The sequence below is a fragment of the Amphritea japonica ATCC BAA-1530 genome (assembly GCF_016592435.1).
Lineage (GTDB): Bacteria > Pseudomonadota > Gammaproteobacteria > Pseudomonadales > Balneatricaceae > Amphritea > Amphritea japonica.
Genome location: NZ_AP014545.1, coordinates 3,616,380 through 3,643,097 on the forward strand (window position 1 = coordinate 3,616,380; position 26,718 = coordinate 3,643,097).

General features: G+C 49.0%; 33 protein-coding genes. All 33 read right to left on the minus strand.

Annotated features, from left to right (window positions below):
- Positions 1 to 35: 35 nt before the first annotated feature.
- Entirely contained in the window at positions 36 to 1,040 is a 1,005-nt protein-coding gene (locus AMJAP_RS16625; protein ID WP_019622840.1) for a DNA-directed RNA polymerase subunit alpha, read from the minus strand.
- Between the two features lie 27 nt (positions 1,041 to 1,067).
- Positions 1,068 to 1,688: a 30S ribosomal protein S4 gene (rpsD, locus tag AMJAP_RS16630; protein ID WP_019622839.1), complete on the minus strand. Its 621-nt coding sequence runs from the start codon at positions 1,686 to 1,688 to the stop codon at positions 1,068 to 1,070.
- Between the two features lie 18 nt (positions 1,689 to 1,706).
- On the minus strand, positions 1,707 to 2,096 hold the full coding sequence (rpsK, locus tag AMJAP_RS16635; protein ID WP_019622838.1) for a 30S ribosomal protein S11: 390 nt from the start codon (positions 2,094 to 2,096) through the stop codon (positions 1,707 to 1,709).
- Positions 2,097 to 2,120: 24 nt separating this feature from the next.
- Positions 2,121 to 2,477: a 30S ribosomal protein S13 gene (rpsM, locus tag AMJAP_RS16640; protein ID WP_019622837.1), complete on the minus strand. Its 357-nt coding sequence runs from the start codon at positions 2,475 to 2,477 to the stop codon at positions 2,121 to 2,123.
- A 143-nt stretch (positions 2,478 to 2,620) separates the two neighbouring features.
- Positions 2,621 to 2,737: a 50S ribosomal protein L36 gene (gene rpmJ, locus AMJAP_RS16645; RefSeq protein WP_083935407.1), complete on the minus strand. Its 117-nt coding sequence runs from the start codon at positions 2,735 to 2,737 to the stop codon at positions 2,621 to 2,623.
- Between the two features lie 22 nt (positions 2,738 to 2,759).
- A complete protein-coding gene (gene secY, locus AMJAP_RS16650) occupies positions 2,760 to 4,088 on the minus strand; it encodes a preprotein translocase subunit SecY (RefSeq protein ID WP_019622836.1) in 1,329 nt (442 codons plus the stop codon).
- Positions 4,089 to 4,523, minus strand: a complete 435-nt coding sequence (gene rplO / locus AMJAP_RS16655; RefSeq protein WP_019622835.1) for a 50S ribosomal protein L15 — start codon at positions 4,521 to 4,523, stop codon at positions 4,089 to 4,091. It abuts the gene before it with no gap.
- Between the two features lie 10 nt (positions 4,524 to 4,533).
- Positions 4,534 to 4,716, minus strand: a complete 183-nt coding sequence (gene rpmD, locus AMJAP_RS16660; protein WP_019622834.1) for a 50S ribosomal protein L30 — start codon at positions 4,714 to 4,716, stop codon at positions 4,534 to 4,536.
- 6 nt (positions 4,717 to 4,722) lie between these two features.
- On the minus strand, positions 4,723 to 5,223 hold the full coding sequence (gene rpsE / locus AMJAP_RS16665; protein WP_019622833.1) for a 30S ribosomal protein S5: 501 nt from the start codon (positions 5,221 to 5,223) through the stop codon (positions 4,723 to 4,725).
- A gap of 11 nt (positions 5,224 to 5,234) precedes the next feature.
- Positions 5,235 to 5,585, minus strand: a complete 351-nt coding sequence (rplR, locus tag AMJAP_RS16670) for a 50S ribosomal protein L18 (protein WP_019622832.1) — start codon at positions 5,583 to 5,585, stop codon at positions 5,235 to 5,237.
- 9 nt (positions 5,586 to 5,594) lie between these two features.
- Entirely contained in the window at positions 5,595 to 6,128 is a 534-nt protein-coding gene (gene rplF / locus AMJAP_RS16675) for a 50S ribosomal protein L6 (RefSeq protein WP_019622831.1), read from the minus strand.
- Positions 6,129 to 6,139: 11 nt separating this feature from the next.
- Positions 6,140 to 6,532 carry a 30S ribosomal protein S8 gene (gene rpsH / locus AMJAP_RS16680; protein ID WP_019622830.1) on the minus strand — a complete coding sequence of 131 codons (393 nt, stop codon included), beginning with the start codon at positions 6,530 to 6,532 and terminating at the stop codon, positions 6,140 to 6,142.
- A gap of 68 nt (positions 6,533 to 6,600) precedes the next feature.
- Positions 6,601 to 6,906, minus strand: a complete 306-nt coding sequence (gene rpsN / locus AMJAP_RS16685; RefSeq protein ID WP_019622829.1) for a 30S ribosomal protein S14 — start codon at positions 6,904 to 6,906, stop codon at positions 6,601 to 6,603.
- 10 nt (positions 6,907 to 6,916) lie between these two features.
- A complete protein-coding gene (gene rplE / locus AMJAP_RS16690; RefSeq protein ID WP_019622828.1) occupies positions 6,917 to 7,456 on the minus strand; it encodes a 50S ribosomal protein L5 in 540 nt (179 codons plus the stop codon).
- A gap of 14 nt (positions 7,457 to 7,470) precedes the next feature.
- Complete coding sequence (gene rplX / locus AMJAP_RS16695) at positions 7,471 to 7,788, minus strand: 50S ribosomal protein L24 (protein WP_019622827.1); 318 nt, start codon at positions 7,786 to 7,788, stop codon at positions 7,471 to 7,473.
- Between the two features lie 103 nt (positions 7,789 to 7,891).
- Positions 7,892 to 8,260 (minus strand): 50S ribosomal protein L14, encoded by a 369-nt coding sequence (gene rplN, locus AMJAP_RS16700; protein WP_019622826.1) that lies wholly within the window; start codon positions 8,258 to 8,260, stop codon positions 7,892 to 7,894.
- A gap of 83 nt (positions 8,261 to 8,343) precedes the next feature.
- Positions 8,344 to 8,607 (minus strand): 30S ribosomal protein S17, encoded by a 264-nt coding sequence (gene rpsQ, locus AMJAP_RS16705; protein WP_040404870.1) that lies wholly within the window; start codon positions 8,605 to 8,607, stop codon positions 8,344 to 8,346.
- Positions 8,608 to 8,609: 2 nt separating this feature from the next.
- Entirely contained in the window at positions 8,610 to 8,801 is a 192-nt protein-coding gene (gene rpmC / locus AMJAP_RS16710) for a 50S ribosomal protein L29 (protein ID WP_019622824.1), read from the minus strand.
- On the minus strand, positions 8,801 to 9,214 hold the full coding sequence (gene rplP / locus AMJAP_RS16715) for a 50S ribosomal protein L16 (RefSeq protein ID WP_019622823.1): 414 nt from the start codon (positions 9,212 to 9,214) through the stop codon (positions 8,801 to 8,803). Before rplP ends, rpmC begins: the two co-directional genes overlap by 1 nt.
- Before the next feature lie 12 nt (positions 9,215 to 9,226).
- Complete coding sequence (rpsC, locus tag AMJAP_RS16720; RefSeq protein ID WP_019622822.1) at positions 9,227 to 9,913, minus strand: 30S ribosomal protein S3; 687 nt, start codon at positions 9,911 to 9,913, stop codon at positions 9,227 to 9,229.
- An 11-nt stretch (positions 9,914 to 9,924) separates the two neighbouring features.
- Complete coding sequence (rplV, locus tag AMJAP_RS16725; RefSeq protein ID WP_019622821.1) at positions 9,925 to 10,257, minus strand: 50S ribosomal protein L22; 333 nt, start codon at positions 10,255 to 10,257, stop codon at positions 9,925 to 9,927.
- A 15-nt stretch (positions 10,258 to 10,272) separates the two neighbouring features.
- On the minus strand, positions 10,273 to 10,548 hold the full coding sequence (rpsS, locus tag AMJAP_RS16730; protein WP_019622820.1) for a 30S ribosomal protein S19: 276 nt from the start codon (positions 10,546 to 10,548) through the stop codon (positions 10,273 to 10,275).
- 15 nt (positions 10,549 to 10,563) lie between these two features.
- Positions 10,564 to 11,391 carry a 50S ribosomal protein L2 gene (rplB, locus tag AMJAP_RS16735; RefSeq protein ID WP_019622819.1) on the minus strand — a complete coding sequence of 276 codons (828 nt, stop codon included), beginning with the start codon at positions 11,389 to 11,391 and terminating at the stop codon, positions 10,564 to 10,566.
- Between the two features lie 14 nt (positions 11,392 to 11,405).
- Positions 11,406 to 11,702 (minus strand): 50S ribosomal protein L23, encoded by a 297-nt coding sequence (rplW, locus tag AMJAP_RS16740; protein ID WP_019622818.1) that lies wholly within the window; start codon positions 11,700 to 11,702, stop codon positions 11,406 to 11,408.
- Positions 11,699 to 12,304 carry a 50S ribosomal protein L4 gene (rplD, locus tag AMJAP_RS16745; protein ID WP_019622817.1) on the minus strand — a complete coding sequence of 202 codons (606 nt, stop codon included), beginning with the start codon at positions 12,302 to 12,304 and terminating at the stop codon, positions 11,699 to 11,701. The genes rplW and rplD overlap by 4 nt, the downstream gene beginning before the upstream one ends.
- 11 nt (positions 12,305 to 12,315) lie before the next feature.
- The gene (gene rplC, locus AMJAP_RS16750) at positions 12,316 to 12,954 is read right to left on the minus strand and encodes a 50S ribosomal protein L3 (RefSeq protein ID WP_019622816.1); all 639 of its coding nucleotides are present in this window, start codon (positions 12,952 to 12,954) and stop codon (positions 12,316 to 12,318) included.
- A gap of 103 nt (positions 12,955 to 13,057) precedes the next feature.
- Positions 13,058 to 13,369, minus strand: a complete 312-nt coding sequence (rpsJ, locus tag AMJAP_RS16755) for a 30S ribosomal protein S10 (protein WP_019622815.1) — start codon at positions 13,367 to 13,369, stop codon at positions 13,058 to 13,060.
- Between the two features lie 376 nt (positions 13,370 to 13,745).
- The gene (tuf, locus tag AMJAP_RS16760) at positions 13,746 to 14,969 is read right to left on the minus strand and encodes an elongation factor Tu (protein WP_019622814.1); all 1,224 of its coding nucleotides are present in this window, start codon (positions 14,967 to 14,969) and stop codon (positions 13,746 to 13,748) included.
- Positions 14,970 to 14,999: 30 nt separating this feature from the next.
- The gene (gene fusA, locus AMJAP_RS16765) at positions 15,000 to 17,090 is read right to left on the minus strand and encodes an elongation factor G (RefSeq protein ID WP_019623361.1); all 2,091 of its coding nucleotides are present in this window, start codon (positions 17,088 to 17,090) and stop codon (positions 15,000 to 15,002) included.
- Between the two features lie 30 nt (positions 17,091 to 17,120).
- Complete coding sequence (rpsG, locus tag AMJAP_RS16770) at positions 17,121 to 17,591, minus strand: 30S ribosomal protein S7 (RefSeq protein WP_019623360.1); 471 nt, start codon at positions 17,589 to 17,591, stop codon at positions 17,121 to 17,123.
- A gap of 142 nt (positions 17,592 to 17,733) precedes the next feature.
- Positions 17,734 to 18,108 (minus strand): 30S ribosomal protein S12, encoded by a 375-nt coding sequence (gene rpsL, locus AMJAP_RS16775; protein ID WP_019623359.1) that lies wholly within the window; start codon positions 18,106 to 18,108, stop codon positions 17,734 to 17,736.
- Between the two features lie 115 nt (positions 18,109 to 18,223).
- On the minus strand, positions 18,224 to 22,450 hold the full coding sequence (gene rpoC / locus AMJAP_RS16780) for a DNA-directed RNA polymerase subunit beta' (RefSeq protein WP_019623358.1): 4,227 nt from the start codon (positions 22,448 to 22,450) through the stop codon (positions 18,224 to 18,226).
- A 73-nt stretch (positions 22,451 to 22,523) separates the two neighbouring features.
- Complete coding sequence (gene rpoB, locus AMJAP_RS16785) at positions 22,524 to 26,624, minus strand: DNA-directed RNA polymerase subunit beta (RefSeq protein ID WP_019623357.1); 4,101 nt, start codon at positions 26,622 to 26,624, stop codon at positions 22,524 to 22,526.
- Positions 26,625 to 26,718: the final 94 nt, after the last annotated feature.

Sequence of the window (26,718 nt, forward strand, 5' to 3'; positions counted from 1 at the left end):
TATCCTTGCCAAACTGTTAGGTTTAAAACCGCGGATCAGGAAGCGACTTTATCGTCGTTTCTGATGCTCGCTGGTGGCCAATTTTCAAGGCGCATACCCAGCGACAGACCTTTGGACGCAAGAACGTCCTTGATCTCGGTCAGCGATTTCTTACCCAAGTTCGGAGTCTTAAGCAGTTCTACTTCGGTACGCTGAATCAGGTCACCGATATAGTAGATCTGCTCTGCCTTCAGACAGTTGGCGGAACGTACAGTCAGCTCCAGATCATCTACCGGACGAAGCAGGATCGGATCGATCTCTGGCTCTTCCGGCTCATCGTTAACCTGATCCTTACCACCTTCCAGATCTACGAATACAGCCAGTTGCTGCTGCAAAATAGTAGCAGCGCGACGAATGCATTCTTCTGGATCGATAGTACCATTGGATTCAATGTCTATAACCAGCTTGTCTAGGTCAGTACGCTGTTCAACACGCGCGCTTTCCACTACATAAGACACCAGGCGAACTGGGCTGTAAGTAGCATCAAGCAGCAAGCGACCGATGGTCCGAGACTCGTCTTCTTCAGATACGCGCAGGTCGGCTGGCACATAGCCACGACCACGAACGATCTTAAGTTGCATGTTTAGGCTTCCACCTTCACTCAAATGAGCGATGACATGCTCTGGGTTAGCGATCTCTACATCCTGGTTCAGCTGAATATCAGCTGCAGTAACAGGACCAGCTTCGCTCTTAGACAGAGTCAGGGTTACTTCGTCGCCATTGTGCAGAGTAACTGCAACACCTTTCAGGTTAAGCAGGATTTCAATTACGTCCTCCTGCACACCTTCGATGGTGCTGTACTCATGCAACACGCCCTCGATCTCTACTTCAGTGACGGCACAGCCTGGCATTGAAGAGAGAAGGATACGGCGCAGTGCATTGCCCAGCGTATGGCCAAAACCGCGCTCCAGTGGTTCTAAAGTAACTTTTGCACGAGTAGAGCTAATTTCCTGTACGTCGATGTGACGTGGGCTTAGAAACTCGTTTACTGAACGCTGCATAGTTCCACCAATTAAGAAGTCAATATTTTACTTAGAGTACAGTTCAACAATCAGCTGTTCATTGATGTCAGCAGACAGTTCACTACGCTCTGGCAGGGACTTGAAAGTACCTTCCATTTTCGCAGCATCAACATCTACCCACTCAATAGCTGTACGCTGAGAAGCCAACTCAAGTGCGTGTTTAATACGCAACTGAGTTTTAGACTTTTCACGTACTGCAACAACGTCACCAGTCTTAACTTGGTAAGACGGTACGTTAACAGACTGACCATTAACCGTAATCTGACGATGAGAAACTACCTGACGTGCTTCAGCACGAGTAGATCCAAAGCCCATACGATAGACGACATTGTCTAAACGCCCTTCCAACAGCTGAAGAAGGTTAGTACCAGTCGCGCCATTGCGACGGGCAGCTTCCTTGTAGTAGCTGCGGAATTGCTTTTCAAGCACGCCGTATGTACGACGAACTTTCTGTTTCTCACGAAGCTGTAAACCGTAATCAGATAACCGACCACGACGAGCGCCATGTACACCTGGAACATTTTCAGCTTTACACTTACTGTCCAGAGCACGAACACCGCTCTTCAGGAAAAGGTCAGTACCTTCACGGCGAGACAGCTTACATGTTGGTCCTAAATAACGAGCCATAATATTACTGTCTCCGGCTTAAACGCGACGTTTCTTCGGTGGACGACAACCGTTGTGTGGTATCGGTGTCACATCCGTGATGTTGTTAACCTTGTAACCACAAGCGTTTAATGCACGCACTGCGGATTCACGGCCTGGGCCTGGGCCCTTAACAAAAACGTCTAGATTCTTTAGACCATACTCTTGAGCAGCTACACCTGCACGTTCCGCAGCAACCTGTGCCGCGAAGGGTGTACTCTTACGAGAACCACGGAAGCCGGAGCCGCCTGCGGTTGCCCAACTCAGGGTATTGCCCTGACGATCAGTAATAGTAATGATCGTGTTGTTAAATGAAGCGTGGATGTGAGCGAATCCGTCAACAACCTGCTTTTTAACCTTTTTACGTGTGCGATTACCTGGCTTAGCCATACTGGAAATTCCTATCGCTTACCATTACTTACGGATTGGCTTTCGTGGACCCTTACGAGTACGCGCGTTAGTCTTAGTGCGCTGACCTCGAAGAGGCAGACTACGGCGATGCCGCAGACCACGATAACAGCCCAGATCCATCAAGCGCTTGATGTTCATGGATACTTCACGGCGAAGATCACCTTCAACTGTTAACTTGGCAACTTCGCCACGAACGTTATCCAGTTGACTCTCTGACAATTCTGCAATTTTAGTGGATTCTGTAATCCCACAAGCAGCGCAGAGATCTTTCGCTGTAGTGCGGCCAATTCCGAAGATGTAAGTCAATGAAATTACCGCATGCTTATTGTCAGGAATATTGACGCCAGCTATACGGGCCATTCAATTTACTCCAACTTATTAGCATGTAGCCTGTGCTTTTCACAGGTACTGCAAATTCTTCTATTAATGGAAGGCGCGAGATTCTACACCTTGATCAAAAATAAATCAAGGACTCTTACCTTCCACCCCAGACCAGGCGTTAATTAACCCTGGCGCTGCTTGTGTCGTGGTTCAACTTTGCAGATTACCCGCAGAGTACCGTTACGACGTACGATCTTGCAGTTACGGCAGATCTTCTTAACAGATGCACGTACTTTCATGATCAACTCCAAATAGCAGGGGCTAGCGCAGCAGGCCAGCACCACCACCTTTAAGATTCGACTTCTTCATCAGGGATTCATACTGATGGGACATCAGGTGCGACTGTACTTGTGCCATGAAATCCATCACAACAACAACTACGATCAGCAACGACGTTCCACCGAAGTAGAAAGGTACATTCCAGGCAACTACCAGGAACTGAGGCATCAGAGATACCGCAGTGATGTACAGAGCGCCAAACAGTGTCAGGCGGCCCAGTACGTTATCGATGTACTTAGCAGATTGCTCCCCTGGGCGAATACCCGGGATGAATGCACCAGACTTCTTCAGGTTATCCGCTACTTCCTTTGGATTGAAAACAATCGCGGTATAGAAATAACAGAAGAAGATGATGCATACAGAAAACAGCAGGATATACAGCGGCTGACCCGGGCCCAGCGCAAGAGCGATATCCTGAAGCAGTTCCATACCTTCGGTTTGACCAAACCATTGGCCAAGCGAAGCAGGGAACAGCAGAATGCTTGAAGCGAAGATCGGCGGGATTACGCCAGCCATGTTGACCTTCAACGGCAAGTGACTTGTCTGTGCAGCATACATACGACGCCCCTGTTGGCGCTTTGCATAGTTAATGGTAATGCGACGTTGGCCGCGCTCCATAAACACTACAAAACCGACAGTGGCAACCGCCAGCACAGCTATGGCCAGCAACGCCAGGATATTCAAATCCCCCTGACGCGCTGCTTCAAAGGACTGACCGACTGCACCAGGCAGACCGGCCACAATACCAGCAAAGATCAATATCGAAATACCGTTACCGATACCACGCTCAGTTACCTGCTCACCCAGCCACATCAAGAAGACCGCACCCGCAACCAACGTCACAACCGCTACAAAGTAGAAGTTAGGACCGGCATTAAATGCAACACCCTGATTAGCCAGGCCAACTGCCATACCAAACGACTGAACAGTCGCCAGAATAACAGTACCATAGCGAGTATACTGATTGATCTTACGACGACCAGCTTCACCCTCTTTCTTAAGCTGTTCCAGAGTAGGGCTAACTACCGTCATCAGCTGCATAATAATAGATGCAGAGATGTACGGCATGATACCCAGAGCAAGAATACTCATCCGCTCCAACGCACCACCTGAGAACATGTTAAACATGCTCAGGATTGTGCCCTGATTCTGGTCAAAGAGTTGAGCCAGACGATCAGGATTGATACCAGGTACCGGAATATGTGCACCGATACGGTATACAACGATCGCAATCAAAACAAACAGCAGGCGTGACTTAAGCTCGCCTAAGCCGTTTTGATTTCCTGCTGGTACTGGTCCTTTCTTAGCCATTTATTCCTCGACTTTTCCGCCTGCAGCTTCAATTGCAGCCAACGCGCCTTTGGTCACTTTAAGACCTTTAACGGTAACTGCTTTGTTGATCTCACCAGACAAAATCACGCGCGCACGCTTGATGCTGTCTTTGATGATATCGGCTTTCTTCAGTGCTTCCAGATCAACGACATCGCCGTCAACTTTAGCCAACTCATTCAGGCGAATTTCTGCAACGAATGCAGCCTGACGAGAGGTAAAGCCGAACTTAGGCAGACGACGCTGCAGTGGCATTTGACCACCTTCAAAACCTGGTCTCACAGATCCGCCGGAGCGGGATTTCTGACCCTTATGACCACGACCGCCGGTTTTACCCAGGCCGGAACCAATACCGCGGCCCACACGCTTAGGAGCGTGCTTAGAACCTTCGGCAGGACTCAGTGTATTCAGACGCATAACAGACTCCTTATTCGCCTTCTACACGAACCATGTAGTTTACTTTGTTAATCATACCGCGAACGGAAGGTGTATCTTCCACTTCAACAGAATGACCGATACGACGCAGTCCAAGACCCTTAACGCACAATTTGTGCTTAGGCAGGATACCGATGGTGCTGCGTACAAGTGTAACCTTGAGAGTAGATGCCATCGTTAATTACCCTAGGATGTCTTCAACGGCCTTACCACGCTTAGCAGCAACATCTTCAGGAGATGTCATGCCAGCCAGACCATTGATAGTTGCGCGAACAACGTTTACTGGATTTGTAGAGCCGTAGCACTTAGCCAGTACGTTGTGAACACCTGCAAGTTCAAGTACAGCACGCATCGCGCCACCCGCGATTACACCAGTACCTTCAGATGCAGGCTGCATGTATACCTTAGAAGCACCGTGACGGGCTTTAATAGGGTATTGCAGAGTTGTGCCGTTCAGATCAACACTGACCATATTACGACGCGCTTGTTCCATTGCTTTTTGGATAGCCACAGGAACTTCGCGTGCTTTACCACGTCCGAAGCCTACGCGGCCATTACCGTCACCAACAACAGTTAAGGCGGTGAAACCGAAAATACGACCACCCTTAACTACTTTGGCAACACGGTTAACCTGTACAAGTTTCTCTTGCAGGTCACCGTCTTTCTGATCGTGATTTGCCATTGTCAAACCCCTTAGAATTCCAGGCCGCCTTCACGGGCTGCATCTGCCAATGCTTTAACACGTCCATGGTATCGAAACCCTGAACGGTCGAAAGCAACCTTAGTCACGCCAGCGTCTTTCGCACGCTCAGCGATCAATGTGCCAACCTTAGTAGCTGCATCGGAATTTCCGGTTGCATCACTACGCAGATCCTTCTCTACAGTCGAAGCTGCAGCAAGAACCTGGCCACCATCAGCAGAGATTACCTGTGCATAGATATGGCGAGGAGTACGGGTTACGCACAGACGGACTGCACCCAGCTCACGCATCTTAAAACGAGCACGGCGGGCACGGCGAATACGAGATGTTTTCTTATCGTTCATGACCCTACCTTACTTCTTCTTAGCTTCTTTACGGCGAACATATTCGTCAGCGTAACGAACACCTTTACCCTTATAAGGCTCTGGTGGACGGAATGCGCGAATCTCTGCTGCGGCCTGGCCTAGAGCTTGCTTATCGGCTGCATTCAGCACGATAGTAGTCTGGCCTTCCATTGCAGCTTTAACGCCTTCAGGAAGTTCGTAATCGATTGGGTGTGAAAAACCCAGAGTCAGATTAAGCGTATTGCCTTTAACAGCAGCACGATAACCAACACCCTGAAGCAGCAGTTTCTTTTCGAAACCAGCGTTCACGCCTACAACCATGTTATTAACCAGAGAACGAGTAGTACCCGCCAGCGCATTGGCTGATTTGCCGCCATCACGTGGGGCAAACTTGACTACGTTTTCTTCACTGGTTACTTCTACAGACTGGTGTACAGACAGATCAAGAGTACCGTTCTTACCCTTTACAGTGATCGTCTGACCATCAATTTTAGCTTCTACACCTGCCGGTAGGACAACTGGACTTTTAGCAACTCGAGACATAGTTCTAGCTCCTAGAATACCGTACAGATGACTTCGCCGCCGATACCGGCAGCACGAGCAGCACGGTCAGTCATCACACCCTTAGAGGTGGAGATGATAGCAACACCCAGACCGCCAGATACTTTAGGCAGCTCGGAAGCGCCGCGGTATACACGTACGGATGGACGGCTAACACGCTGGATAGACTCAATAACCGGCTTGCCTTCGAAGTATTTCAATTCAACAGTCATAACTGGCTTACCTTCGCCTTCAACAGCGAAGTCAGCAATGTAACCTTCCTCTTTCAAAACGGCAGCTACAGAAGCTTTCATTTTGGAAGCAGGCATAGTTACAGCTGTTTTTTCAGCCATATGACCATTACGAATACGCGTAAGCATATCCGCAAGAGTGTCTTGCATACTCATGGTTTAATTTCCTTTGTGCAGCGTAATGCGGTAGCAGGGTGCGAATCACCCTGCCCAGACCATTATGCTTACCAGCTTGCTTTTTTCAGGCCCGGAACATCACCACGCATAGCTGCTTCACGCAATTTAATTCGGCTCAGACCGAACTTGCGGTAAACGGCGTGTGGACGACCAGTAACCTGACAACGACGTACCTGGCGAACCGGGTTAGCGTCGCGCGGCAGCTTCTGAAGAGCTACCTGTGCTTCCCAAACTTCATCTTCAGAAGAAGCAGGGCTTTTAACAATTGCCTTAAGAGCAGCACGCTTTTCAGCATACTTAGCAACTACTTTTGCGCGTCTAACTTCGCGCGCTTTCATACATTCCTTAGCCATTATTCTACCCTTACTTTTTGAATGGGAAGTTTAGGGCTGCCAGCAGGGCACGACCTTCGTCGTTAGTGCGAGCAGTAGTGGTGATGGTAATATCCATACCACGCAGCTTATCAACCTTATCGTATTCGATTTCAGGGAAGATAATCTGCTCTTTAACACCCATGCTGTAGTTCCCACGACCGTCAAAAGACTTAGGGTTTAGACCACGGAAGTCACGAATACGAGGAATCGAGATATCTACCAAGCGGTCAAGGAATTCCCACATACGCTCACCGCGCAGTGTTACCTTGCAACCGATAGGCCAGTTTTCACGTACCTTGAAGCCTGCAATAGATTTGCGGGCCAGGGTAACAACAGGCTTTTGACCTGCAATCTGCTGCATCTCTGCAACAGCATTTTCCAGCTGCTTTTTATCACCCAACGCTTCACCAACACCCATATTCAGGGTAATTTTGGTCAGGCGAGGAACAGCCATCACGTTAGGGCATTCCAGCTCATCTTTCAGCTGCTGCTTAACGGATTCATTATAAAGGCTTTTTAGTCTAGACATGGCATCAACTCCTATTACTTAGCGATTACTTCGCCGTTGGATTTGAAGATCCGGACTTTGTTGCCATCTTCCAGAACTTTGAAGCCAACACGGTCACCTTTACCGGCAGCAGAGTTAAAGATAGCGATATTAGATACTGCAATCGCTGCCTCTTTCTCTACGATACCGCCAGCCTTACCCAGCATTGGGTTTGGCTTGGTGTGTTTCTTAACCATGTTGATGCCAGAAACGATCAGACGACCGTCAGTCAGTACGCGCAGAACTTTACCGCGCTTACCTTTGTCTCTTCCTGCGATGACGATAACTTCGTCGTCACGAATAATTTTACGCATTATATATCCATCCTTTCCTACTACCCTCTCATGCTTAAAAACGCCAAGCCCTTTCGAGCTTAGCGTTTTTGCATAAATCCTGACTTGCGAAAGTCGAGATTTTTTATAGCACTTCAGGCGCCAGGGAAATGATTTTCATAAACTTCTCATTACGAAGTTCACGAGTTACTGGGCCAAAGATACGTGTTCCTAACGGAGCGTCACTGGCGTTCAATAATACCGCTGAGTTTGTATCAAAGCGGATAACTGAACCGTCCGGGCGACGAACACCTTTACGGGTACGTACCACAACAGCGTTTAGGACCTGACCTTTTTTCACCTTACCGCGAGGAATTGCTTCCTTAACAGTAACTTTGATGATGTCACCTACACCGGCATAACGACGGTGTGAGCCACCCAGGACCTTGATACACTGTACTCGCTTGGCGCCACTGTTATCAGCAACATCAAGCATAGATTCTGTTTGAATCATGGGTCTCTACTCCAAAATTCAGACTATTTTCTTTGCTCTTTCGGGCCCAAAAAATAGCCTGCCAGAAGCAAAGGTGCGTTATATTACACCTTTACTGCCTGTTCTTCAATCTTAACTAGCGTCCAAGACTTACTTTTTGAAAGCGGACGGGATTCAGCGATAATTACCGTATCACCCATCTGACATTCATTCTGTTCGTCATGCGCATGCAGCTTAGTGGAGCGAGTTACGAATTTCCCGTAGATCGGGTGCTTCTCTTTACGCTCAACCAGAACGGTAATGGTTTTGTCAGCTTTGTTGCTAACTACCTTACCGGTCACAGTACGTGTACGTTTTTCTGCAGCCATCATTAGTTACCTGCTTTCTCATTCAGTATGGTCTTAACACGCGCGATATCGCGACGTACCTGACCCAACATGTGGTTCTGAGCCAGCTGACCAGTCGCTTTCTGCATACGCAGATTGAACTGATCCTTCAGAAGACCTATCAGCGTTTGCTGTAGCTCTTCAGCGGACTGTCCACGCAGTTCAGTTGCATTCATCACATCACCGTCCGTTTAACAATGGTGGTAGCAACCGGCAATTTAGCCGATGCCAAGTTGAATGCCTCAATTGCCAGCTCATCAGGCACACCGCTCATTTCGAACAGCACTTTGCCTGGCTTGATCTGGGCAACCCAGTATTCAACACTACCTTTACCCTTACCCATACGTACTTCAAGTGGCTTACCTGTAATCGGCTTGTCCGGGAACACGCGAATCCAGATTTTACCACCACGCTTTACGTGACGAGTCATGGTACGACGAGCAGCCTCGATCTGACGAGCAGTGATACGGCCACGGCCAGTAGCTTTCAGTGCAATTTCACCAAAACTAACAGCACTACCGCGCTCTGCAAGTCCGCGATTGCGGCCCTTCATTACTTTACGGAACTTAAGTCTCTTAGGTTGCAGCATTGATAATTACCCCTACTTTGAACCTTTCTTCTTAGGTTGAGCATTCTTCTGAGCGCGTACTTCTTCAATACCACCCAGAATCTCACCTTTGAAGATCCAGACTTTAATACCAAGCACACCATAAGTGGTATGCGCCTCATAAGTACCGTAATCGATATCAGCACGCAGGGTGTGCAATGGCACACGACCTTCGCGGTACCATTCTGAACGTGCAATCTCTGCACCGCCCAAACGGCCACCTACCTGAATCTTGATACCCTGAGCACCCTGGCGCATAGCATTCTGTACAGAACGCTTCATAGCACGGCGGAACATCACACGACGTTCCAGCTGACTCGCTACGCTTTGAGCAACCAGTTTAGCATCCAGATCTGGCTTACGGATTTCTTCGATGTTGATGTGAACCGGAACACCCATCATTTTAGAGATAGCGTTACGCAGTTTTTCTACATCTTCACCTTTTTTACCAATTACAATGCCTGGACGGGCAGTGTAAATGGTGATTTTTGCATTCTGTGCAGGACGCTCGATTTCGATGCGGCTCACAGACGCTGCTTTCAACTGACCTTCAAGGTACTCACGTACCTTAAGATCGTTCAGCAGCTTACTTGCGTATTCGTTCTTGTCTGCATACCACACCGAAGTGTGATCTTTAACAATCCCAAGACGAATACCTGTTGGATGTACCTTCTGACCCATCGTGGTATCTCCTAGCAGTCAGCTACCTTAACGGTGATGTGGGAGGTGCGCTTCAAAATACGGTCAGCGCGACCCTTCGCACGCGGTCTAATGCGCTTCATTGTCATGCCTTCATCGACGAAGACTTCAGAAACGCGCAGCTCATCAATATCAGCACCTTCGTTATGCTCTGCGTTAGCAATAGCAGACTCGAGTACCTTCTTAACAAGGACCGCACCTTTTTGAGGGCTGAAAGCCAGAATATTCAGGGCTTCACCCACCGCCATTCCGCGGATTTGATCGGCAACCAAACGCGCTTTCTGAGCGGAGATATGGGCGCCTTTGTGCTTAGCGGCTACTTCCATTTTCTTAACTCCCGATTAGCGTTTAGCTTTCTTGTCTGCTGCATGACCCTTATACGTACGGGTAGCAGAAAACTCGCCTAATTTATGACCAACCATATCTTCGGTGATGAACACCGGAACGTGCTGACGGCCATTATGAACTGCAATCGTTAGTCCTACAAAGTTTGGAAAAACTGTAGAACGACGAGACCAAGTTTTGATCGGACGACGATCATTGGCCTCAACTGCAGCTTCTACCTTTTTCAACAGGTGAAGGTCGATAAAAGGACCTTTCTTCAGTGAACGTGGCACAGCTGTATCCTCTGATTATTTCGCTTGACGACGGCGTACGATCATCTTATCGGTACGCTTATTCTTACGAGTTTTCTTACCTTTAGTCGGAACACCCCATGGCGTCACAGGATGACGACCACCAGACGTACGACCTTCACCACCACCATGTGGATGGTCAACCGGGTTCATCGCTACACCACGAACGGTAGGACGAACACCACGCCAGCGAGTAGCACCAGCTTTACCCAGACGACGCAGGGAATGCTCGGAGTTACCAACTTCACCTAGTGTTGCGCAGCAATCAACCAACACTTTACGCATTTCGCCGGAACGAAGACGTAGTGTTGCGTGAGCACCTTCACGTGCAACCAACTGAGCGGAAGTACCAGCAGAACGTGCAATTTGAGCACCCTTACCTGGCTTCATTTCGATACAGTGGATGACGCTACCAACAGGAATGTTACGCAGTGGCAGGCAGTTACCTGGTTTAATGTCAGCAGCCTGACCAGATATCAGAGTATCACCAGCTTTAACACCCTTAGGGGCGATAATGTAGCGACGCTCACCGTCAGCATACATCAGCAGCGCGATGTGTGCAGAGCGGTTTGGATCATATTCCAGACGCTCAACGGTAGCAGGGATATCTAGCTTGTTGCGACGGAAATCGATAACACGGTAATGTTGCTTATGACCGCCACCAATGTGACGAGTCGTAATGCGACCATAGGTGTTACGACCACCGGTTTTGCTTTTCTTCTCGACCAGAGCAGCGTGTGGCTTACCCTTATGCAGATCAGGATTAGTCACCCGAACTACGTGACGGCGTCCAGCAGAGGTCGGTTTAGATTTGATTATAGCCATTCTTGTAACCCCTCTTATTCGCCATCGATGAAGTCGATGTCGTGTCCGTCTGCCAGGCAAACATATGCCTTGCGTACGTCAGAGCGCTTACCCATACCGCGCTGTGTGCGCTTGGTTTTGCCCTTAACGTTGACGACGTTCACGCCTGTTACTTTAACGTCAAACAACTGCTCGACAGCCTTTTTGATCTCAGGCTTAGTCGCATCAGTTGCAACGCGGAATACTACCTGCTGAGAACCTTCAGCAACGATAGTTGCTTTCTCAGAGATGTGCGGCCCTAGCAGCACTTGATAGATGCGTCCTTCGTTCATGACAACGCCTCCTCAATCTTCTTGAGAGCAGCAACGGTCACTACAACCTTCTCAAAGCCAACAAGGCTAACAGGGTCGATACCGGCAGCATCACGTACATCAACGTGTGGTACGTTGCGTGCAGCCAGATACAGATTCTGCTCTACGTCTTCTGTCACAACCAGCGCGTTTGCCAGCTCAAGCTCATTTAGCTTGGCAACAAACTGCTTAGTCTTAGGTGCGTCAACCTGGAAGTTTTCAACAACAACCAGACGCTCCTGACGTACCAGCTCAGACAAGATGCAACGCATCGCAGCGCGATACATTTTCTTGTTAACTTTTTGAGCATGGTCACGTGGCTGAGCAGCGAATGTTACGCCACCAGTACGCCACAGAGGACTACGAATAGTACCAGCACGTGCACGGCCAGTACCTTTTTGACGCCATGGCTTAGCACCACCACCGCTTACAGCGGCGCGGTTCTTCTGAGCCTTGGTGCCTTGACGACCACCGGCCAGGTATGCCGTAACAACCTGATGAACCAGTGATTCATTGAATTCTTTACCAAATGCCAGATCGGAAACTTCTACGCTTCCTCCAGCTCCTGCAAGATTCAGATTCATTTCAAACCCCCTCAGGCACCAGCTTTAACAGCTGATTTTACGATTACGTCGCCACCGGTAGCTCCAGGTACAGCACCCTTTACTAACAGCAGATTGCGCTCGGTATCGATGCGAACAACTTCCAGGGATTGAACGGTTACACGTTCAGCACCCATATGCCCTGCCATCTTCTTACCTTTCCACACACGACCAGGAGTCTGACACTGACCAATAGAACCAGGAGCACGATGAGAAAGTGAGTTACCGTGAGTCGCATCCTGCATGGAGAAGTTCCAGCGCTTAATTCCGCCCTGAAAACCTTTACCTTTGGATTGACCGGTTACATCAATTTTCTGACCCGCTTCAAAGCGTTCAACAGTCAGTTGATCACCAACATTTACTTCTTCGTCACCTGACAGACGGAACTCCCACAAACCACGACCTGCTTCGGTCTCTGCTTTCGCAAAGTGACCTGCAGCGGCCTTAGTAACGCGGCTAGCACGACGAGAACCTACAGTTACCTGCACAGCAGTATAACCATCAGTTTCTTCGGTCTTAACCTGTGTTACGCGGTTCGGTTCCACCTCGATGACAGTGACTGGCACTGACACGCCGTCTTCTGTGAAGACACGAGTCATACCTGCTTTACGTCCGATTAAAGATACAGACATTTTATAAACCTCACATTGCCAGTTGTGTACGGGGCTAAAACCCGCTATGGCTGCCTAAAAGGCATTCCACACGTAGATTATCTAATCTACGCAGTCGTCTAAATTAGCCTAGGCTAATTTGCACTTCAACACCCGCTGCAAGATCTAGCTTCATCAAAGCATCAACAGTTTTTTCTGTTGGCTCAACGATATCTAGAACACGTTTATGAGTACGGATCTCATACTGATCACGTGCGTCTTTATTCACGTGAGGAGAGACCAGAACTGTAAAACGTTCTTTGCGAGTAGGAAGTGGGATCGGACCATGCACCTGAGCACCTGTCCGCTTAGCAGTCTCAACGATCTCCTGAGCGGAAGAGTCAATCAGGCGATGATCAAAAGCCTTTAGACGGATTCTGATTTTCTGGTTTTGCATTTGAATACAATTCCTAGAATATTAAATTCGGCTTTCGCCACCTAACCCCATTTAACGGGGTAGCGCATTCTACTTACCCTATACCCCCAAGTCAAGCCTGTATCGGTCACGAATTAAACAGCCTGCTTTTCAGAAACTTATACCTAGTGAAGCCAACGCAGCACAAAACACATAAAGAGCCTTAATGGAGGGTTTAAAACAGGCAAAAACCTCTACTCCCCGCTCAGCATGACCGCAAACTCAAGAGCAAAACCCGGGCATATCGTAGCAGGCCAAACTGCGCAATATCGACACAATCCTATTGCTACCTGCCAACACCCGCCGCCCACAAACAAAAAAAGGCCCCCGAAGGAGCCTTTTTTAACATCATCGAAGATTATTCGATGATTTTAGATACAACGCCTGCACCAACAGTACGACCGCCTTCACGGATCGCAAAACGCAGACCTTCTTCCATCGCGATTGGGTTGATCAGGGTAACATCCATCTTGATGTTATCACCTGGCATTACCATCTCAACGCCTTCTGGAAGCTCACAAGCACCGGTGATGTCAGTTGTACGGAAGTAGAACTGTGGACGGTAGCCCTTGAAGAATGGAGTGTGACGACCACCCTCATCTTTGGACAGTACGTATACTTCACCTTCGAAACGAGTATGAGGAGTGATAGAACCCGGCTTAGCCAGAACCTGACCACGCTCAACGTCTTCACGCTTAGTACCACGCAACAGCGCACCAACGTTCTCGCCTGCACGACCTTCGTCAAGCAGCTTACGGAACATCTCAACACCAGTACAAGTAGTAGTGGTAGTATCTTTAATACCAACGATTTCGATCTCTTCGCCAGTCTTAACGATACCACGCTCTACACGACCCGTTACTACAGTACCACGACCGGAGATAGAGAATACGTCCTCGATAGGCATCAGGAATGGCTGATCGATTGCACGCTCTGGCTGTGGGATATAAGAATCCAACGCTTCTACCAGCTTCTTAACAGCAGTAGTACCCAGCTCGTTATCGTCCTGGCCATTCAGCGCCATCAATGCAGAACCTGCAATAATTGGCGTGTCATCACCTGGGAATTCGTACTGGTCCAGTAGCTCACGCAACTCCATTTCAACCAGTTCCAGCATCTCTTCGTATTCTTCAGAGTCAACGCCGCCACAATCTTCAGCCAGCAGGTCAGCTTTGTTCAGGAATACAACGATGTAAGGTACGCCAACCTGACGAGACAACAGGATGTGCTCACGAGTCTGTGGCATAGGACCATCAGTCGCGCCACATACCAGAATAGCGCCGTCCATCTGTGCAGCACCGGTGATCATGTTCTTCACATAGTCAGCGTGTCCTGGGCAGTCAACGTGTGCGTAATGACGCTCAGTAGAGTCATACTCAACGTGAGACGTTGCGATAGTGATACCACGCTCACGCTCTTCTGGTGCGTTGTCGATACCGTCGAATGCTACCGCAGTACCACCGAAAACTTCAGCACAAACACGTGTCAGTGCTGCCGTCAGAGTTGTTTTACCGTGGTCAACGTGGCCGATTGTACCAACGTTAACGTGCGGTTTATTACGTTCAAACTGTTCTTTAGCCACGATTAATACCTCATTAATATATTGGGCAAATTATCTTGCATTAATTACTGCTTCAGCAACTCTATTTGATGCTTCTGCGTAATCAAAGAATTCCATTGAGTAGGTTGCACGACCTTGAGTAGCAGAGCGCAGGTCAGTAGCATAGCCAAACATCTCGCCCAGCGGAACCTGAGCATTGATTATCTTGCCAGCACTACTGTCTTCCATGCCCTGTACGATACCTCGACGACGATTCAGGTCACCCATCACGTCACCCATGTAATCCTCAGGGGTTACAACTTCTACTTTCATCATCGGCTCAAGCAGACAGGGATTTGCTTCCTGTGCATACTTTTTAAGCGCCTGAGATGCGGCAATTTTAAATGCCATCTCGTTGGAGTCAACATCATGGAAGGAGCCGTCATAAAGACGTGCCTTCAGGCCAATAAGCGGATAGCCGGCTATTACACCGTTCTTCATCTGCTCAAATACGCCTTTTTCAATCGCAGGGATGTATTCTTTAGGAATCGCACCACCCACAATCTCATTGATGAATTCAAGCCCTTCCTCATCAGATGGACTGAACTCGATGACAACATGGCCATACTGACCACGACCACCAGACTGACGAATAAACTTATGGTTTGCATCGACAGGTTGGCGGATTTTTTCGCGATAGGCTACCTGCGGCTTACCGATGTTCGCTGCTACGCTAAATTCACGTTTCATACGATCCACCAGAATATCCAGGTGCAATTCGCCCATACCGGAAATAATAGTCTGGCCGGTCTCTTCGTCAGTCTCAACCCTGAAAGAAGGATCTTCTTGAGCAAGCTTGCCCAATGCGATACCCATCTTTTCCTGATCTGCTTGAGATCGGGGCTCAACTGCTACCGAGATTACCGGCTCAGGAAACTCCATGCGCTCCAGAATGATCTTATGATCAGGTGTGCTCAGAGTATCTCCGGTAGTTACATCTTTCATACCGATCAGAGCCGCGATATCGCCTGCGCGAACCTCACTAATCTCATCCCGGTTATTTGCATGCATCTGAACCATTCGCCCAACGCGCTGCTTCTTACCTTTGACAGTGTTAATAACACTGTCACCGGAAGCCAGCACGCCGGAGTACACCCGTACAAACGTCAGGGTACCGACAAATGGGTCAGTCGCAATTTTAAACGCCAATGCCGCAAACGGAGCACTATCATCAGCTTCACGAACTGCCACGGTCTCATCATCATCCAGCACACCCTCAATCGCCTTAACTTCAATTGGCGATGGCATATACTCGATCACAGCATCCAGGACCGCCTGAACACCTTTGTTCTTAAAGGCAGAACCTGCCTGCATCAGAACAAGGTCATTATCAAGGGTACGGCGACGCAAGCCTGCCTTGATCTCATCAACAGACAAATCACCCTCTTCAAGGTATTTATCCATTAGCTCATCGGAAGCATCAGCAGCTGCTTCGACCATCTGCTCACGCAGTTCGTCAGCTTGCTCCTGCAACTCGGCTGGAATATCTTCCAGCTCGTAAGTCATCCCCTGATCCGTTTCATTCCACATAATGGCTTTCATACGGATCAGATCAACGACACCCCTAAACCCTTCTTCCGCACCGATCGGGAAATTGATCGGCACAGCATGTGCACCCAAGCGTTCCTTCAACTGGTCAATGACCATGAAGAAATCAGCACCGGCACGGTCCATCTTATTGACGAACACCATGCGCGGCACTTCATACTTGTTTGCCTGACGCCACACGGTCTCAGTTTGAGGCTGAACACCGGAAGACGCACACAACACCACAACCGCTCCATCAAGTACCCGCAGAGAACGCTCAACTTCAATAGTGAAGTCCACGTGCCCGGGGGTATCAATGATGTTGATCCGGTGCTGTTCAAACTGTTGGCTCATGCCACTCCAAAAACAGGTGGTCGCAGCGGAGGTGATAGTGATACCACGCTCCTGTTCCTGCTCCATCCAGTCCATGGTCGCTGCGCCATCATGCACTTCACCGATCTTATGAGACATACCGGTGTAGAACAAAACGCGTTCAGTCGTCGTGGTTTTACCTGCATCCACATGGGCAACAATACCGATATTTCGGTATCGATTAATAGGCGTTGTACGAGCCAAAACTCAATCCTCGGAACTTTATAAAAAAGCTTAGAAGCGGTAGTGAGCGAATGCTTTGTTCGCTTCAGCCATGCGATGAACGTCTTCACGCTTCTTCACAGCTGCACCACGACCTTCAACAGCATCACCGATTTCACCGGCCAGACGCAGCGCCATGGATTTTTCACCACGCTTACGAGCAGAATCTACCAACCAACGCATAGCCAGCGCTACACGACGAGATGGGCGCACTTCTACAGGCACCTGGTAAGTAGCACCACCTACACGGCGAGATTTAACCTCAACCATAGGCTGGATAGCTTCTAAAGCTTTGTTAAATGCTTCAATTGGATCTTCGTCAGTACGCTGGGCAATTGTATCCAGCGCGCCGTAAACGATCTTCTCAGCAACAGATTTCTTACCACTGATCATCAGGTGGTTAGTAAATTTTGCCAGTGTAATGTTACCGAACTTAGGATCCGGCAGGATTTCACGTTTTGCCGCAACTCTTCTTCTTGGCATGATAAGCCCCTTAATCTAGGTCTTCAGGTTATTTCAGGAATTGATACCTGACCTTACTCTTATTGCTTGCGGTCTAGCTCTAGTTGTATAGCCGGCTGTTTGCACAACCGTAGCCTGACTTCTGTCGCTGTCCCGTAAACTATTAAGACTTAGGACGCTTGGTACCGTACTTAGAACGACCCTGTTTACGGTCGTTAACGCCACTGGTATCCAGTGCGCCACGTACTGTGTGGTAACGAACACCCGGCAAGTCTTTTACACGACCACCACGGATCAGAACAACAGAGTGCTCCTGCAGGTTATGACCTTCACCACCGATGTAGGAAGTAACCTCAAATCCGTTAGTAAGACGAACACGACATACTTTACGTAATGCTGAGTTCGGTTTCTTAGGGGTTGTAGTATAGACGCGGGTACAAACGCCACGACGTTGAGGACAAGCCTGCAGTGCAGGTACATCACTCTTGGTCGCTTTGCGCTTGCGCGGCTGTCGTACCAACTGGTTAATAGTTGCCATTAAGCAAACTCCACGCTTTATTTAAGCACCAAAAAAACAGGATTTATTTCACTCCTGTACGAAAGGGCCGAGATTGTACTCAATCTCGGCCCATCAGGTCAATATTCGACCAGATTTATTCTGAATCAGGCATCGCTGCCTGATTCAACGCTTCGGTCAGCGCCAATTGAACGTCTTCTGCACTTACAGTAACGTTTTCATCAACTTTCTGAGCCTTACGCTTACGCTCTTTGTGATACGCCAGACCGGTACCAGCCGGAATCAGACGTCCCACAACAACGTTTTCTTTCAGACCACGCAGGTAGTCTTTCTTGCCACATACCGCACCTTCGGTCAGTACGCGGGTTGTTTCCTGGAAAGAAGCCGCTGAAATAAATGACTCTGTTGCCAGCGATGCCTTGGTAATACCCAGCAGTACACGATCATACTTAGCCAGCATCTTACCTTCAGCTTCCAGACGCTTGTTCTCTTCAACAACCTTGTGATACTCAACCTGCTCACCGTTGATGAATGAACTATCGCCACCATTAGTGATATCAACTTTACGCAGCATCTGACGAACAATAACTTCAATGTGCTTATCGTTAATACCAACACCCTGGAGACGGTATACGTCCTGAATTTCAGAGGTGATATATTTCGCCAGTTCAGCCACGCCTTTGATACGCAGAATATCGTGCGAATTTGAAGGACCGTCAGAGATTACTTCACCTTTCTCTACCGTTTCACCTTCAAATACGTTCAGGTTACGCCACTTAGGAATCATGATCTCAATCGGATCAGCATTCTGAGGCGAGATTACCAGACGCTTCTTACCCTTAGTCTCTTTACCAAAGGTAATCGTGCCGGAGATCTCCGCCAGGATAGACGACTCTTTAGGCTTACGCGCCTCAAACAAGTCAGCAACCCGTGGCAGACCACCGGTGATGTCTTTGTTCACAGAGCCTTCCTGAGGGATACGAGCCAATACATCACCAACACCGACCTCTGCACCATTGCTCAGGTTCAGAATCGCCTTAGCAGGCAACAGGTACTGTGCTGGCTGATCGGTTCCCGGATGGAACAAGTCACCGCCATTAGCCGCATCAACCAGACGAATCATAGGACGAATATCCTTACCCGCTGCAGGACGCACAGTCGGATCCAGGATTTCAATAGTCGACAGACCCGTCAATTCATCCGTCTGCTGTTTAACGGTAACACCGTCATCGATACCAACGAATTCGATCTTACCCGCAACCTCAGAGATGATTGGGTGGGTATGCGGATCCCAGTTCGCAACAATGGCACCGGCTTCAACGGTGGAACCGTCCTTAACCTTAATCACAGAACCGTAAGGCAGCTTATAACGCTCACGCTCACGTCCGTGCTCATCGGTCACACCCAGCTCACCTGAACGAGATGTCGTTACCAGAGAGCCGTTAGCCTTCTCTACAGCCTTCAGGTTGTGCATCCGAATTGTACCGGAGTTTTTCACCTGAACACTATCAACTGCAGCTGCTCGTGATGCGGCACCACCGATGTGGAACGTACGCATGGTAAGCTGAGTTCCCGGCTCACCGATTGACTGCGCAGCGATAACACCGACTGCCTCACCCGGGTTAACCCGATGTCCACGACCCAGATCACGACCGTAACATTTAGAACAAAGTCCAAATGCAGTTTCACAAGTAATCGCACTGCGAACAATGATCTCGTCAATAGAAGAGTAACGCTCTTCATCGTCAAGACGCTTAACCCAAGCCTCATCCATCAGAGTACCGGCTTCGATCAGCACGTCTTTGCCGCTTGGATCCATCACATCATGTGCAACAGTACGACCCAGAACACGATCGCCCAGGCCAACAACAACGTCGCCACCCTCGATCAACGGCGTCATGATCAGACCTTCTTCGGTACCACAATCTTCTTCAGTGATTACCAGATCCTGCGCCACGTCTACCAGACGACGCGTCAGATAACCGGAGTTCGCTGTTTTCAGTGCGGTATCTGCCAGACCCTTACGAGCACCGTGAGTCGAGATAAAGTACTGTAGTACGTTCAAGCCTTCACGGAAGTTAGCGGTGATAGGCGTTTCGATGATAGAGCCATCCGGCTTCGCCATCAGACCACGCATACCCGCCAGCTGACGGATCTGAGCAGCACTACCTCGCGCACCGGAATCGGCCATCATGTAAACCGAGTTGAACGAGTCCTGAATTTCGACTTCACCCTCACGGTTAACAACTTCTTCACGCTTCAGGTTATCCATCATCTTCTTCGCCAGAATTTCGTTGGCGCGAGACCAGATGTCGATAACCTTGTTGTATTTCTCACCCTGGGTAACCAGGCCGTCTGCGAACTGCATCTCGATCTCTTTTACTTCTGTATCTGCAGAAGTAATGATCTCGACTTTCTCATCCGGGATAACAAAATCGTTAACACCGATAGAAGAACCGGAAACAGTTGCCTGACGGAAGCCCATGTACATAACCTGGTCAGCAAAGATAACCGTATCTTTCAGACCGACGATACGATAAGCCGTGTTAATCAGACGAGAGATCGCTTTTTTCGTCATCGCCTGGTTTACCAACTCAAATGGCAGACCTGTTGGCACGATATTAAACAGTATTGCACGACCAACGGTTGTATCCTGAATCGTCGTACGCTGCTCTTCGTTACCCTCGATATCACGGATAGTTTCATTAATACGAACCTTAACCCGTGCCTGCAGATCAACCTGCTTGGCACCGTAGGCGCGCTGAACTTCCTGAATATCAGCGAAGACAGTGCCTTCACCCTGAGCATTAACGCGATCACGGGTCATCCAGTAGAGACCCAGTACTACGTCCTGAGACGGTACGATGATTGGTTCACCGTTGGCAGGCGACAATACGTTGTTGGTTGACATCATCAGCGCGCGTGCTTCCAGCTGCGCTTCGATTGTCAGCGGTACGTGTACCGCCATCTGGTCACCGTCAAAGTCAGCGTTGTATGCAGCACACACCAATGGGTGTAGCTGAATCGCTTTACCTTCGATCAGTACCGGCTCAAATGCCTGGATACCAAGACGGTGAAGAGTAGGTGCCCGGTTAAGCATGATCGGATGCTCACGGATAACCTCATCCAGAATATCCCAAACCAACGCTTCTTCGCGCTCTACCATCTTCTTAGCTGCTTTAATCGTCGTCGCGTGACCACGCAATTCCAGCTTAGAAAAGATAAATGGTTTGAACAGTTCCAGTGCCATCTTCTTAGGAAGACCACACTGATGCAGACGCAGGTATGGTCCAACTACGATTACTGAACGGCCTGAGTAGTCAACACGCTTACCCAGCAGGTTCTGACGGAAACGACCCTGCTTACCCTTGATCATATCAGCCAGGGACTTTAGAGGACGCTTGTTAGAACCGGTAATTGCACGACCGCGACGACCGTTATCCAACAGCGCATCAACAGATTCCTGCAACATACGTTTTTCGTTACGTACGATGATATCTGGTGCACTCAGATCCAACAGTCGCTTCAAGCGGTTGTTACGGTTGATTACACGACGATACAGATCGTTCAGATCAGAAGTCGCGAAGCGACCGCCATCAAGCGGTACCAGAGGACGCAGATCTGGCGGTAGAACCGGCAGAACCTGAAGAATCATCCACTCTGGCTTATTGCCTGAGGTATGAAAGCCTTCCAGCAGTTTCAGACGCTTAGACAGCTTCTTAATCTTAGTTTCAGAGTTTGTCGCTGGCAGCTCTTCGCGCATGACTTCGATCTCTTCTGCAAGATCGATAGACTTCAACAGCTCTTGAACAGCTTCGGCACCCATACGGGCATCAAAGTCGTCACCAAACTCTTCCAGTGCTTCGAAGTACTGCTCATCGTTCATCAGCTGGCCGCGCTCAAGCGTGGTCATACCTGGATCGATAACAACAAAAGATTCGAAATACAGGACCCGCTCAATGTCACGCAGAGTCATATCCAGCATCAAACCGATACGGGATGGAAGTGATTTCAGAAACCAGATGTGGGCTACAGGAGAAGCCAGTTCAATGTGACCCATACGTTCACGACGAACTTTAGCCAGTGCAACTTCTACACCACACTTCTCACAGATAACACCACGGTGCTTCAGACGCTTATACTTACCACACAGACATTCGTAATCCTTAACAGGACCGAAAATCTTGGCACAGAACAGACCATCACGTTCCGGCTTAAAGGTACGGTAGTTAATGGTTTCTGGCTTTTTAACTTCGCCAAAAGACCAAGACCGGATCATCTCAGGTGATGCCAGACCGATACGGATCGAGTCAAACTCGTCGTTCTGTCCCTGGGATTTCAACAGATTAAGTAAATCTTTCATTTCATTCAGCTCCTCGGGGGAGTTGACTGCACAGCGGTTAAATCAGCTGCGCAGTAAACTATCTGTTAAATGGTTAGTCGGATTCCAGCTCGATGTCGATACCCAGCGAGCGGATCTCTTTCACCAACACGTTGAACGATTCTGGCATGCCCGGCTCCATTCTGTGATCACCATCCACGATGTTCTTATACATCTTGGTACGGCCATTCACATCATCAGACTTAACCGTCAGCATCTCCTGCAGGGTGTAGGCAGCACCGTAAGCTTCAAGTGCCCATACCTCCATCTCACCGAATCGCTGACCACCGAACTGCGCCTTACCACCCAGCGGCTGCTGAGTAACCAGGCTATAAGAACCGGTAGAACGCGCGTGCATCTTGTCATCAACCAAGTGGTTCAATTTCAGCATGTACATGTAACCAACGGTTACCGGACGGCTAAACTGATCTCCACTACGACCATCAAACAGTGTGAACTGTCCAGTATCGCTGAGGTCTGCCATGCGCAGCAGCTCTTTAACTTCAACTTCTTTCGCACCGTCGAATACAGCCGTTGCCAGCGGAACACCGCCTTTCAGGTTTTTCGCCAGTTCCAGTACTTCGTCGTCGCTAAAGCTGCTTATATCTTCATGACGGCCCGACTTGTATCCACCCAGCTCGCTGTTGTAGATACGGTCAAGGAATTCACGTAACTCTTTAACGGTCTCGAGACGATCACGCTCTGCTTGTAGCATCGCATTAATCTTCACACCCAGACCTTTAGCTGCCATACCCATGTGGGTCTCAAGTACCTGTCCTACGTTCATACGAGACGGTACACCCAGCGGGTTCAATACGATATCGACCGGCTCACCGTTCTCATCGTATGGCATATCTTCAACAGGCATGATAACCGAGATAACACCCTTGTTACCGTGACGTCCTGCCATCTTGTCACCTGGCTGTACGCGACGCTTAGTAGCAACGTAAACCTTGACAATTTTCAGTACGCCTGGCGCCAGGTCATCACCTGTCTGCAGCTTGTTTTTCTTATCTTCAAACTTCGCATCCAGCTCAACGCGGCGCTCTTCCAGCTGCTCCTGAGCCTTCTCCAGCATTTCCTGAGTTGCTTCATCAGCAACACGGATCTTGAACCAGTCAGACTTCTTCAGTTCAGCCAGAGCTTCAGAGGTGATCTCCTCACCCTTCTTGAAGTTTGCACCACCTTCCGCTTTCAGACCGCAAAGTGCACGCTCAAGACGCTCAAAGGTTGCCTGATCAACAATGCGTAACTCTTCATTAAGATCTTTACGAATGCGTTTCAGTTCAGATTCTTCAATCGATACAGCACGCTCATCTTTAGGCACGCCGTCACGGGTAAATACCTGTACATCGATAACCTTACCGATAGTACCAGTCTTTACGCGCAGTGAAGTATCCTTCACGTCGGAGGCTTTCTCACCGAAGATTGCACGCAGAAGCTTCTCTTCCGGCGTCAGTTGAGTTTCACCTTTAGGCGTCACTTTACCAACCAGAATATCGCCCGGGCCTACTTCAGCACCGATGTGTACAATACCGGCTTCATCCAGCTTACCCAGTGCAGACTCACCAACATTTGGAATATCGGATGTAATCTCTTCTGAACCCAGCTTAGTATCACGCGCCACACAGGTAAGCTCCTGAATGTGGATAGTGGTAAAACGATCTTCCTGAACAACACGCTCAGAGATCAGGATGGAATCCTCAAAGTTGTAACCATTCCAAGGCATAAATGCGATACGCATATTCTGCCCCAGAGCCAGCTCACCCAAGTCAACGGAAGGACCGTCAGCCATGATATCACCGCGCTGCACAGTCTCGCCCTGACGGACGATAGAACGCTGGTTGATACAGGTATTCTGGTTTGAACGGGTGTACTTAGTCAGGTTGTAGATATCTACACCTGCTTCACCCGCCAGTGTTTCTTCGTCGCTCACGCGGACGACGATACGCGCCGCATCAACAGACTCGATAACACCGCCACGCTCAGCCGTCACACATACACCGGAATCACGGGCTACATAACGCTCCATGCCAGTACCTACTAACGGCTTATCAGCACGCAGTGTTGGTACAGCCTGACGCTGCATGTTCGATCCCATCAATGCCCGGTTAGCATCATCGTGCTCCAGGAATGGAATCAATGCCGCTGCTACGGATACAACCTGACGTGGAGATACATCCATGTAGGTTACTTTTTCCGGAGGCATTACGGTAAATTCATTTTGGTGACGAACGGCAACCAATTCATCGGTCAGATTGTTGCTATCGTCCATTCCGGCAGATGCCTGGGCGATAACATGTCGACCTTCTTCAATCGCAGACAAGTATTCAACTTCATCCGTTACTTTACCATCAACCACTTTCCGGTACGGACTTTCCAGGAAGCCGTAATCGTTAGTGCGGGCATAAGTCGCCAGCGAGTTGATCAGACCGATGTTTGGTCCTTCAGGTGTCTCGATTGGGCATACACGACCATAGTGGGTCGGGTGTACGTCACGAACCTCAAAACCAGCTCGTTCACGGGTCAGACCGCCAGGCCCTAACGCTGATACACGGCGCTTGTGGGTAACTTCTGACAACGGGTTGTTCTGATCCATAAACTGAGACAGCTGAGAAGATCCGAAGAACTCCTTAACTGCAGCAGCGACCGGCTTAGCATTAATCAGATCCTGAGGCATCAGGTTATCAGATTCAGCCATGCTCAGACGCTCACGAACAGCACGCTCAACACGCACCAGTCCGACACGGAACTGATTCTCTGCCATCTCACCAACAGAACGGATACGACGGTTACCCAGGTGATCAATATCATCCACAACGCCTTTACCGTTACGAATGTCGATCAGGGTTTTCATCACCGCCAGAATATCGTCTTTATCGAGAATACCTGAGCCGGTTTCATCAGCGCGGGTCAAACGACGGTTGAACTTCATCCGACCAACCGCTGACAGGTCATAACGCTCTTCACTGAAGAACAGGTTTTCGAACAGGTTCTCAGCAGATTCTTTGGTTGGTGGCTCACCAGGACGCATCATACGGTAGATCTCTACCAGCGCTTCCAGTTGGCTGCGGGTAGTATCGATACGCAGAGTATCAGAGATAAACGGACCACAATCCAACTCATTGGTGTAAAGCGTTTCAAGGCCAGCAACACCAGCACCGCGCATCTGTTCCAGCAACTCTTCAGTGATCTCACTGTTGCCTTCACACAGCACTTCGCCAGTCGCAGGATCAATAATATCTTTCGCGATGACATTACCGATCAGGTATTCAGATGGGACATCCAGCTGCTGTAATTTTTCTTTCTCTAGCTGACGAATATGGCGCGGCGTAATACGGCGCCCAGATTCAACAACAATGTTACCGCTGCCATCTTTGATATCAAATGTTGCAGTCTCACCACGCAAACGTGATGGCACCAGTGTCATCAACACTTTATCGGCAGTCAGAGACCACTCTGTATTATCAAAGAAGGTATCGAGGATCTCTTCAGTGGTATAGCCCAGCGCGCGCAGCAGAATAGTTGCCGGCAGTTTACGACGACGGTCGATACGAACAAACAGGCTATCTTTAGGATCAAACTCGAAGTCCAACCAAGAACCACGGTAAGGAATAACACGAGCAGAATACAACAACTTACCAGAAGAGTGAGTTTTGCCCTTGTCATGGTCGAAGAATACACCTGGCGAACGATGCAGCTGAGATACGATTACTCGCTCAGTACCGTTAACAACGAATGTACCGTTGTCGGTCATCAGCGGCATTTCGCCCATGTATACTTCTTGTTCTTTAATATCTTTGATCGCTTTATTCGATGAATCACGATCGTAGATTACTAGGCGTACTTTTACGCGTAGTGGAGCAGCATATGTAATGCCGCGCATCTGGCATTCTTTAACGTCAAAAACAGGCTCGCCCAGACGGTAACCTACATATTCCAATGCAGCGTTTCCGGAATAGGAAACAATCGGAAATACGGAACTGAAAGCCGCATGCAGTCCGACATCTTTGCGCTCTGCAGAGTCAGCATCCTGTTGCAGGAATTTCAAATAAGAATCCAACTGGATTGCCAACAGATATGGCACATCCATCGCTTCCGGCAGCTTTCCGAAGTCTTTACGGATGCGTTTCTTTTCAGTATATGAGTAAGCCATCTAAGTTCCCCAGCATCTGCACCTGAAAAATTCAACCAAACCGAAGGAATTTCTCGGCTTGTGAACCGTTATTATTTACTGATACTAATAACGG

What these genes read in the sequence shown, in the direction of transcription:
- AMJAP_RS16625 (WP_019622840.1), bottom strand. Translation starts at nt 1,040, where the DNA reads ATGCAGCGTTCAGTAAACGAGTTTCTAAGCCCACGTCACATCGACGTA.
- rpsD (WP_019622839.1), bottom strand. Translation starts at nt 1,688, where the DNA reads ATGGCTCGTTATTTAGGACCAACATGTAAGCTGTCTCGCCGTGAAGGT.
- rpsK (WP_019622838.1), bottom strand. Translation starts at nt 2,096, where the DNA reads ATGGCTAAGCCAGGTAATCGCACACGTAAAAAGGTTAAAAAGCAGGTT.
- rpsM (WP_019622837.1), bottom strand. Translation starts at nt 2,477, where the DNA reads ATGGCCCGTATAGCTGGCGTCAATATTCCTGACAATAAGCATGCGGTA.
- rpmJ (WP_083935407.1), bottom strand. Translation starts at nt 2,737, where the DNA reads ATGAAAGTACGTGCATCTGTTAAGAAGATCTGCCGTAACTGCAAGATC.
- secY (WP_019622836.1), bottom strand. Translation starts at nt 4,088, where the DNA reads ATGGCTAAGAAAGGACCAGTACCAGCAGGAAATCAAAACGGCTTAGGC.
- rplO (WP_019622835.1), bottom strand. Translation starts at nt 4,523, where the DNA reads ATGCGTCTGAATACACTGAGTCCTGCCGAAGGTTCTAAGCACGCTCCT.
- rpmD (WP_019622834.1), bottom strand. Translation starts at nt 4,716, where the DNA reads ATGGCATCTACTCTCAAGGTTACACTTGTACGCAGCACCATCGGTATC.
- rpsE (WP_019622833.1), bottom strand. Translation starts at nt 5,223, where the DNA reads ATGGCAAATCACGATCAGAAAGACGGTGACCTGCAAGAGAAACTTGTA.
- rplR (WP_019622832.1), bottom strand. Translation starts at nt 5,585, where the DNA reads ATGAACGATAAGAAAACATCTCGTATTCGCCGTGCCCGCCGTGCTCGT.
- rplF (WP_019622831.1), bottom strand. Translation starts at nt 6,128, where the DNA reads ATGTCTCGAGTTGCTAAAAGTCCAGTTGTCCTACCGGCAGGTGTAGAA.
- rpsH (WP_019622830.1), bottom strand. Translation starts at nt 6,532, where the DNA reads ATGAGTATGCAAGACACTCTTGCGGATATGCTTACGCGTATTCGTAAT.
- rpsN (WP_019622829.1), bottom strand. Translation starts at nt 6,906, where the DNA reads ATGGCTAAGGAATGTATGAAAGCGCGCGAAGTTAGACGCGCAAAAGTA.
- rplE (WP_019622828.1), bottom strand. Translation starts at nt 7,456, where the DNA reads ATGTCTAGACTAAAAAGCCTTTATAATGAATCCGTTAAGCAGCAGCTG.
- rplX (WP_019622827.1), bottom strand. Translation starts at nt 7,788, where the DNA reads ATGCGTAAAATTATTCGTGACGACGAAGTTATCGTCATCGCAGGAAGA.
- rplN (WP_019622826.1), bottom strand. Translation starts at nt 8,260, where the DNA reads ATGATTCAAACAGAATCTATGCTTGATGTTGCTGATAACAGTGGCGCC.
- rpsQ (WP_040404870.1), bottom strand. Translation starts at nt 8,607, where the DNA reads ATGGCTGCAGAAAAACGTACACGTACTGTGACCGGTAAGGTAGTTAGC.
- rpmC (WP_019622824.1), bottom strand. Translation starts at nt 8,801, where the DNA reads ATGAATGCAACTGAACTGCGTGGACAGTCCGCTGAAGAGCTACAGCAA.
- rplP (WP_019622823.1), bottom strand. Translation starts at nt 9,214, where the DNA reads ATGCTGCAACCTAAGAGACTTAAGTTCCGTAAAGTAATGAAGGGCCGC.
- rpsC (WP_019622822.1), bottom strand. Translation starts at nt 9,913, where the DNA reads ATGGGTCAGAAGGTACATCCAACAGGTATTCGTCTTGGGATTGTTAAA.
- rplV (WP_019622821.1), bottom strand. Translation starts at nt 10,257, where the DNA reads ATGGAAGTAGCCGCTAAGCACAAAGGCGCCCATATCTCCGCTCAGAAA.
- rplB (WP_019622819.1), bottom strand. Translation starts at nt 11,391, where the DNA reads ATGGCTATAATCAAATCTAAACCGACCTCTGCTGGACGCCGTCACGTA.
- rplW (WP_019622818.1), bottom strand. Translation starts at nt 11,702, where the DNA reads ATGAACGAAGGACGCATCTATCAAGTGCTGCTAGGGCCGCACATCTCT.
- rplD (WP_019622817.1), bottom strand. Translation starts at nt 12,304, where the DNA reads ATGAATCTGAATCTTGCAGGAGCTGGAGGAAGCGTAGAAGTTTCCGAT.
- rplC (WP_019622816.1), bottom strand. Translation starts at nt 12,954, where the DNA reads ATGTCTGTATCTTTAATCGGACGTAAAGCAGGTATGACTCGTGTCTTC.
- rpsJ (WP_019622815.1), bottom strand. Translation starts at nt 13,369, where the DNA reads ATGCAAAACCAGAAAATCAGAATCCGTCTAAAGGCTTTTGATCATCGC.
- rpsG (WP_019623360.1), bottom strand. Translation starts at nt 17,591, where the DNA reads ATGCCAAGAAGAAGAGTTGCGGCAAAACGTGAAATCCTGCCGGATCCT.
- rpsL (WP_019623359.1), bottom strand. Translation starts at nt 18,108, where the DNA reads ATGGCAACTATTAACCAGTTGGTACGACAGCCGCGCAAGCGCAAAGCG.
- rpoC (WP_019623358.1), bottom strand. Translation starts at nt 22,450, where the DNA reads ATGAAAGATTTACTTAATCTGTTGAAATCCCAGGGACAGAACGACGAG.
- rpoB (WP_019623357.1), bottom strand. Translation starts at nt 26,624, where the DNA reads ATGGCTTACTCATATACTGAAAAGAAACGCATCCGTAAAGACTTCGGA.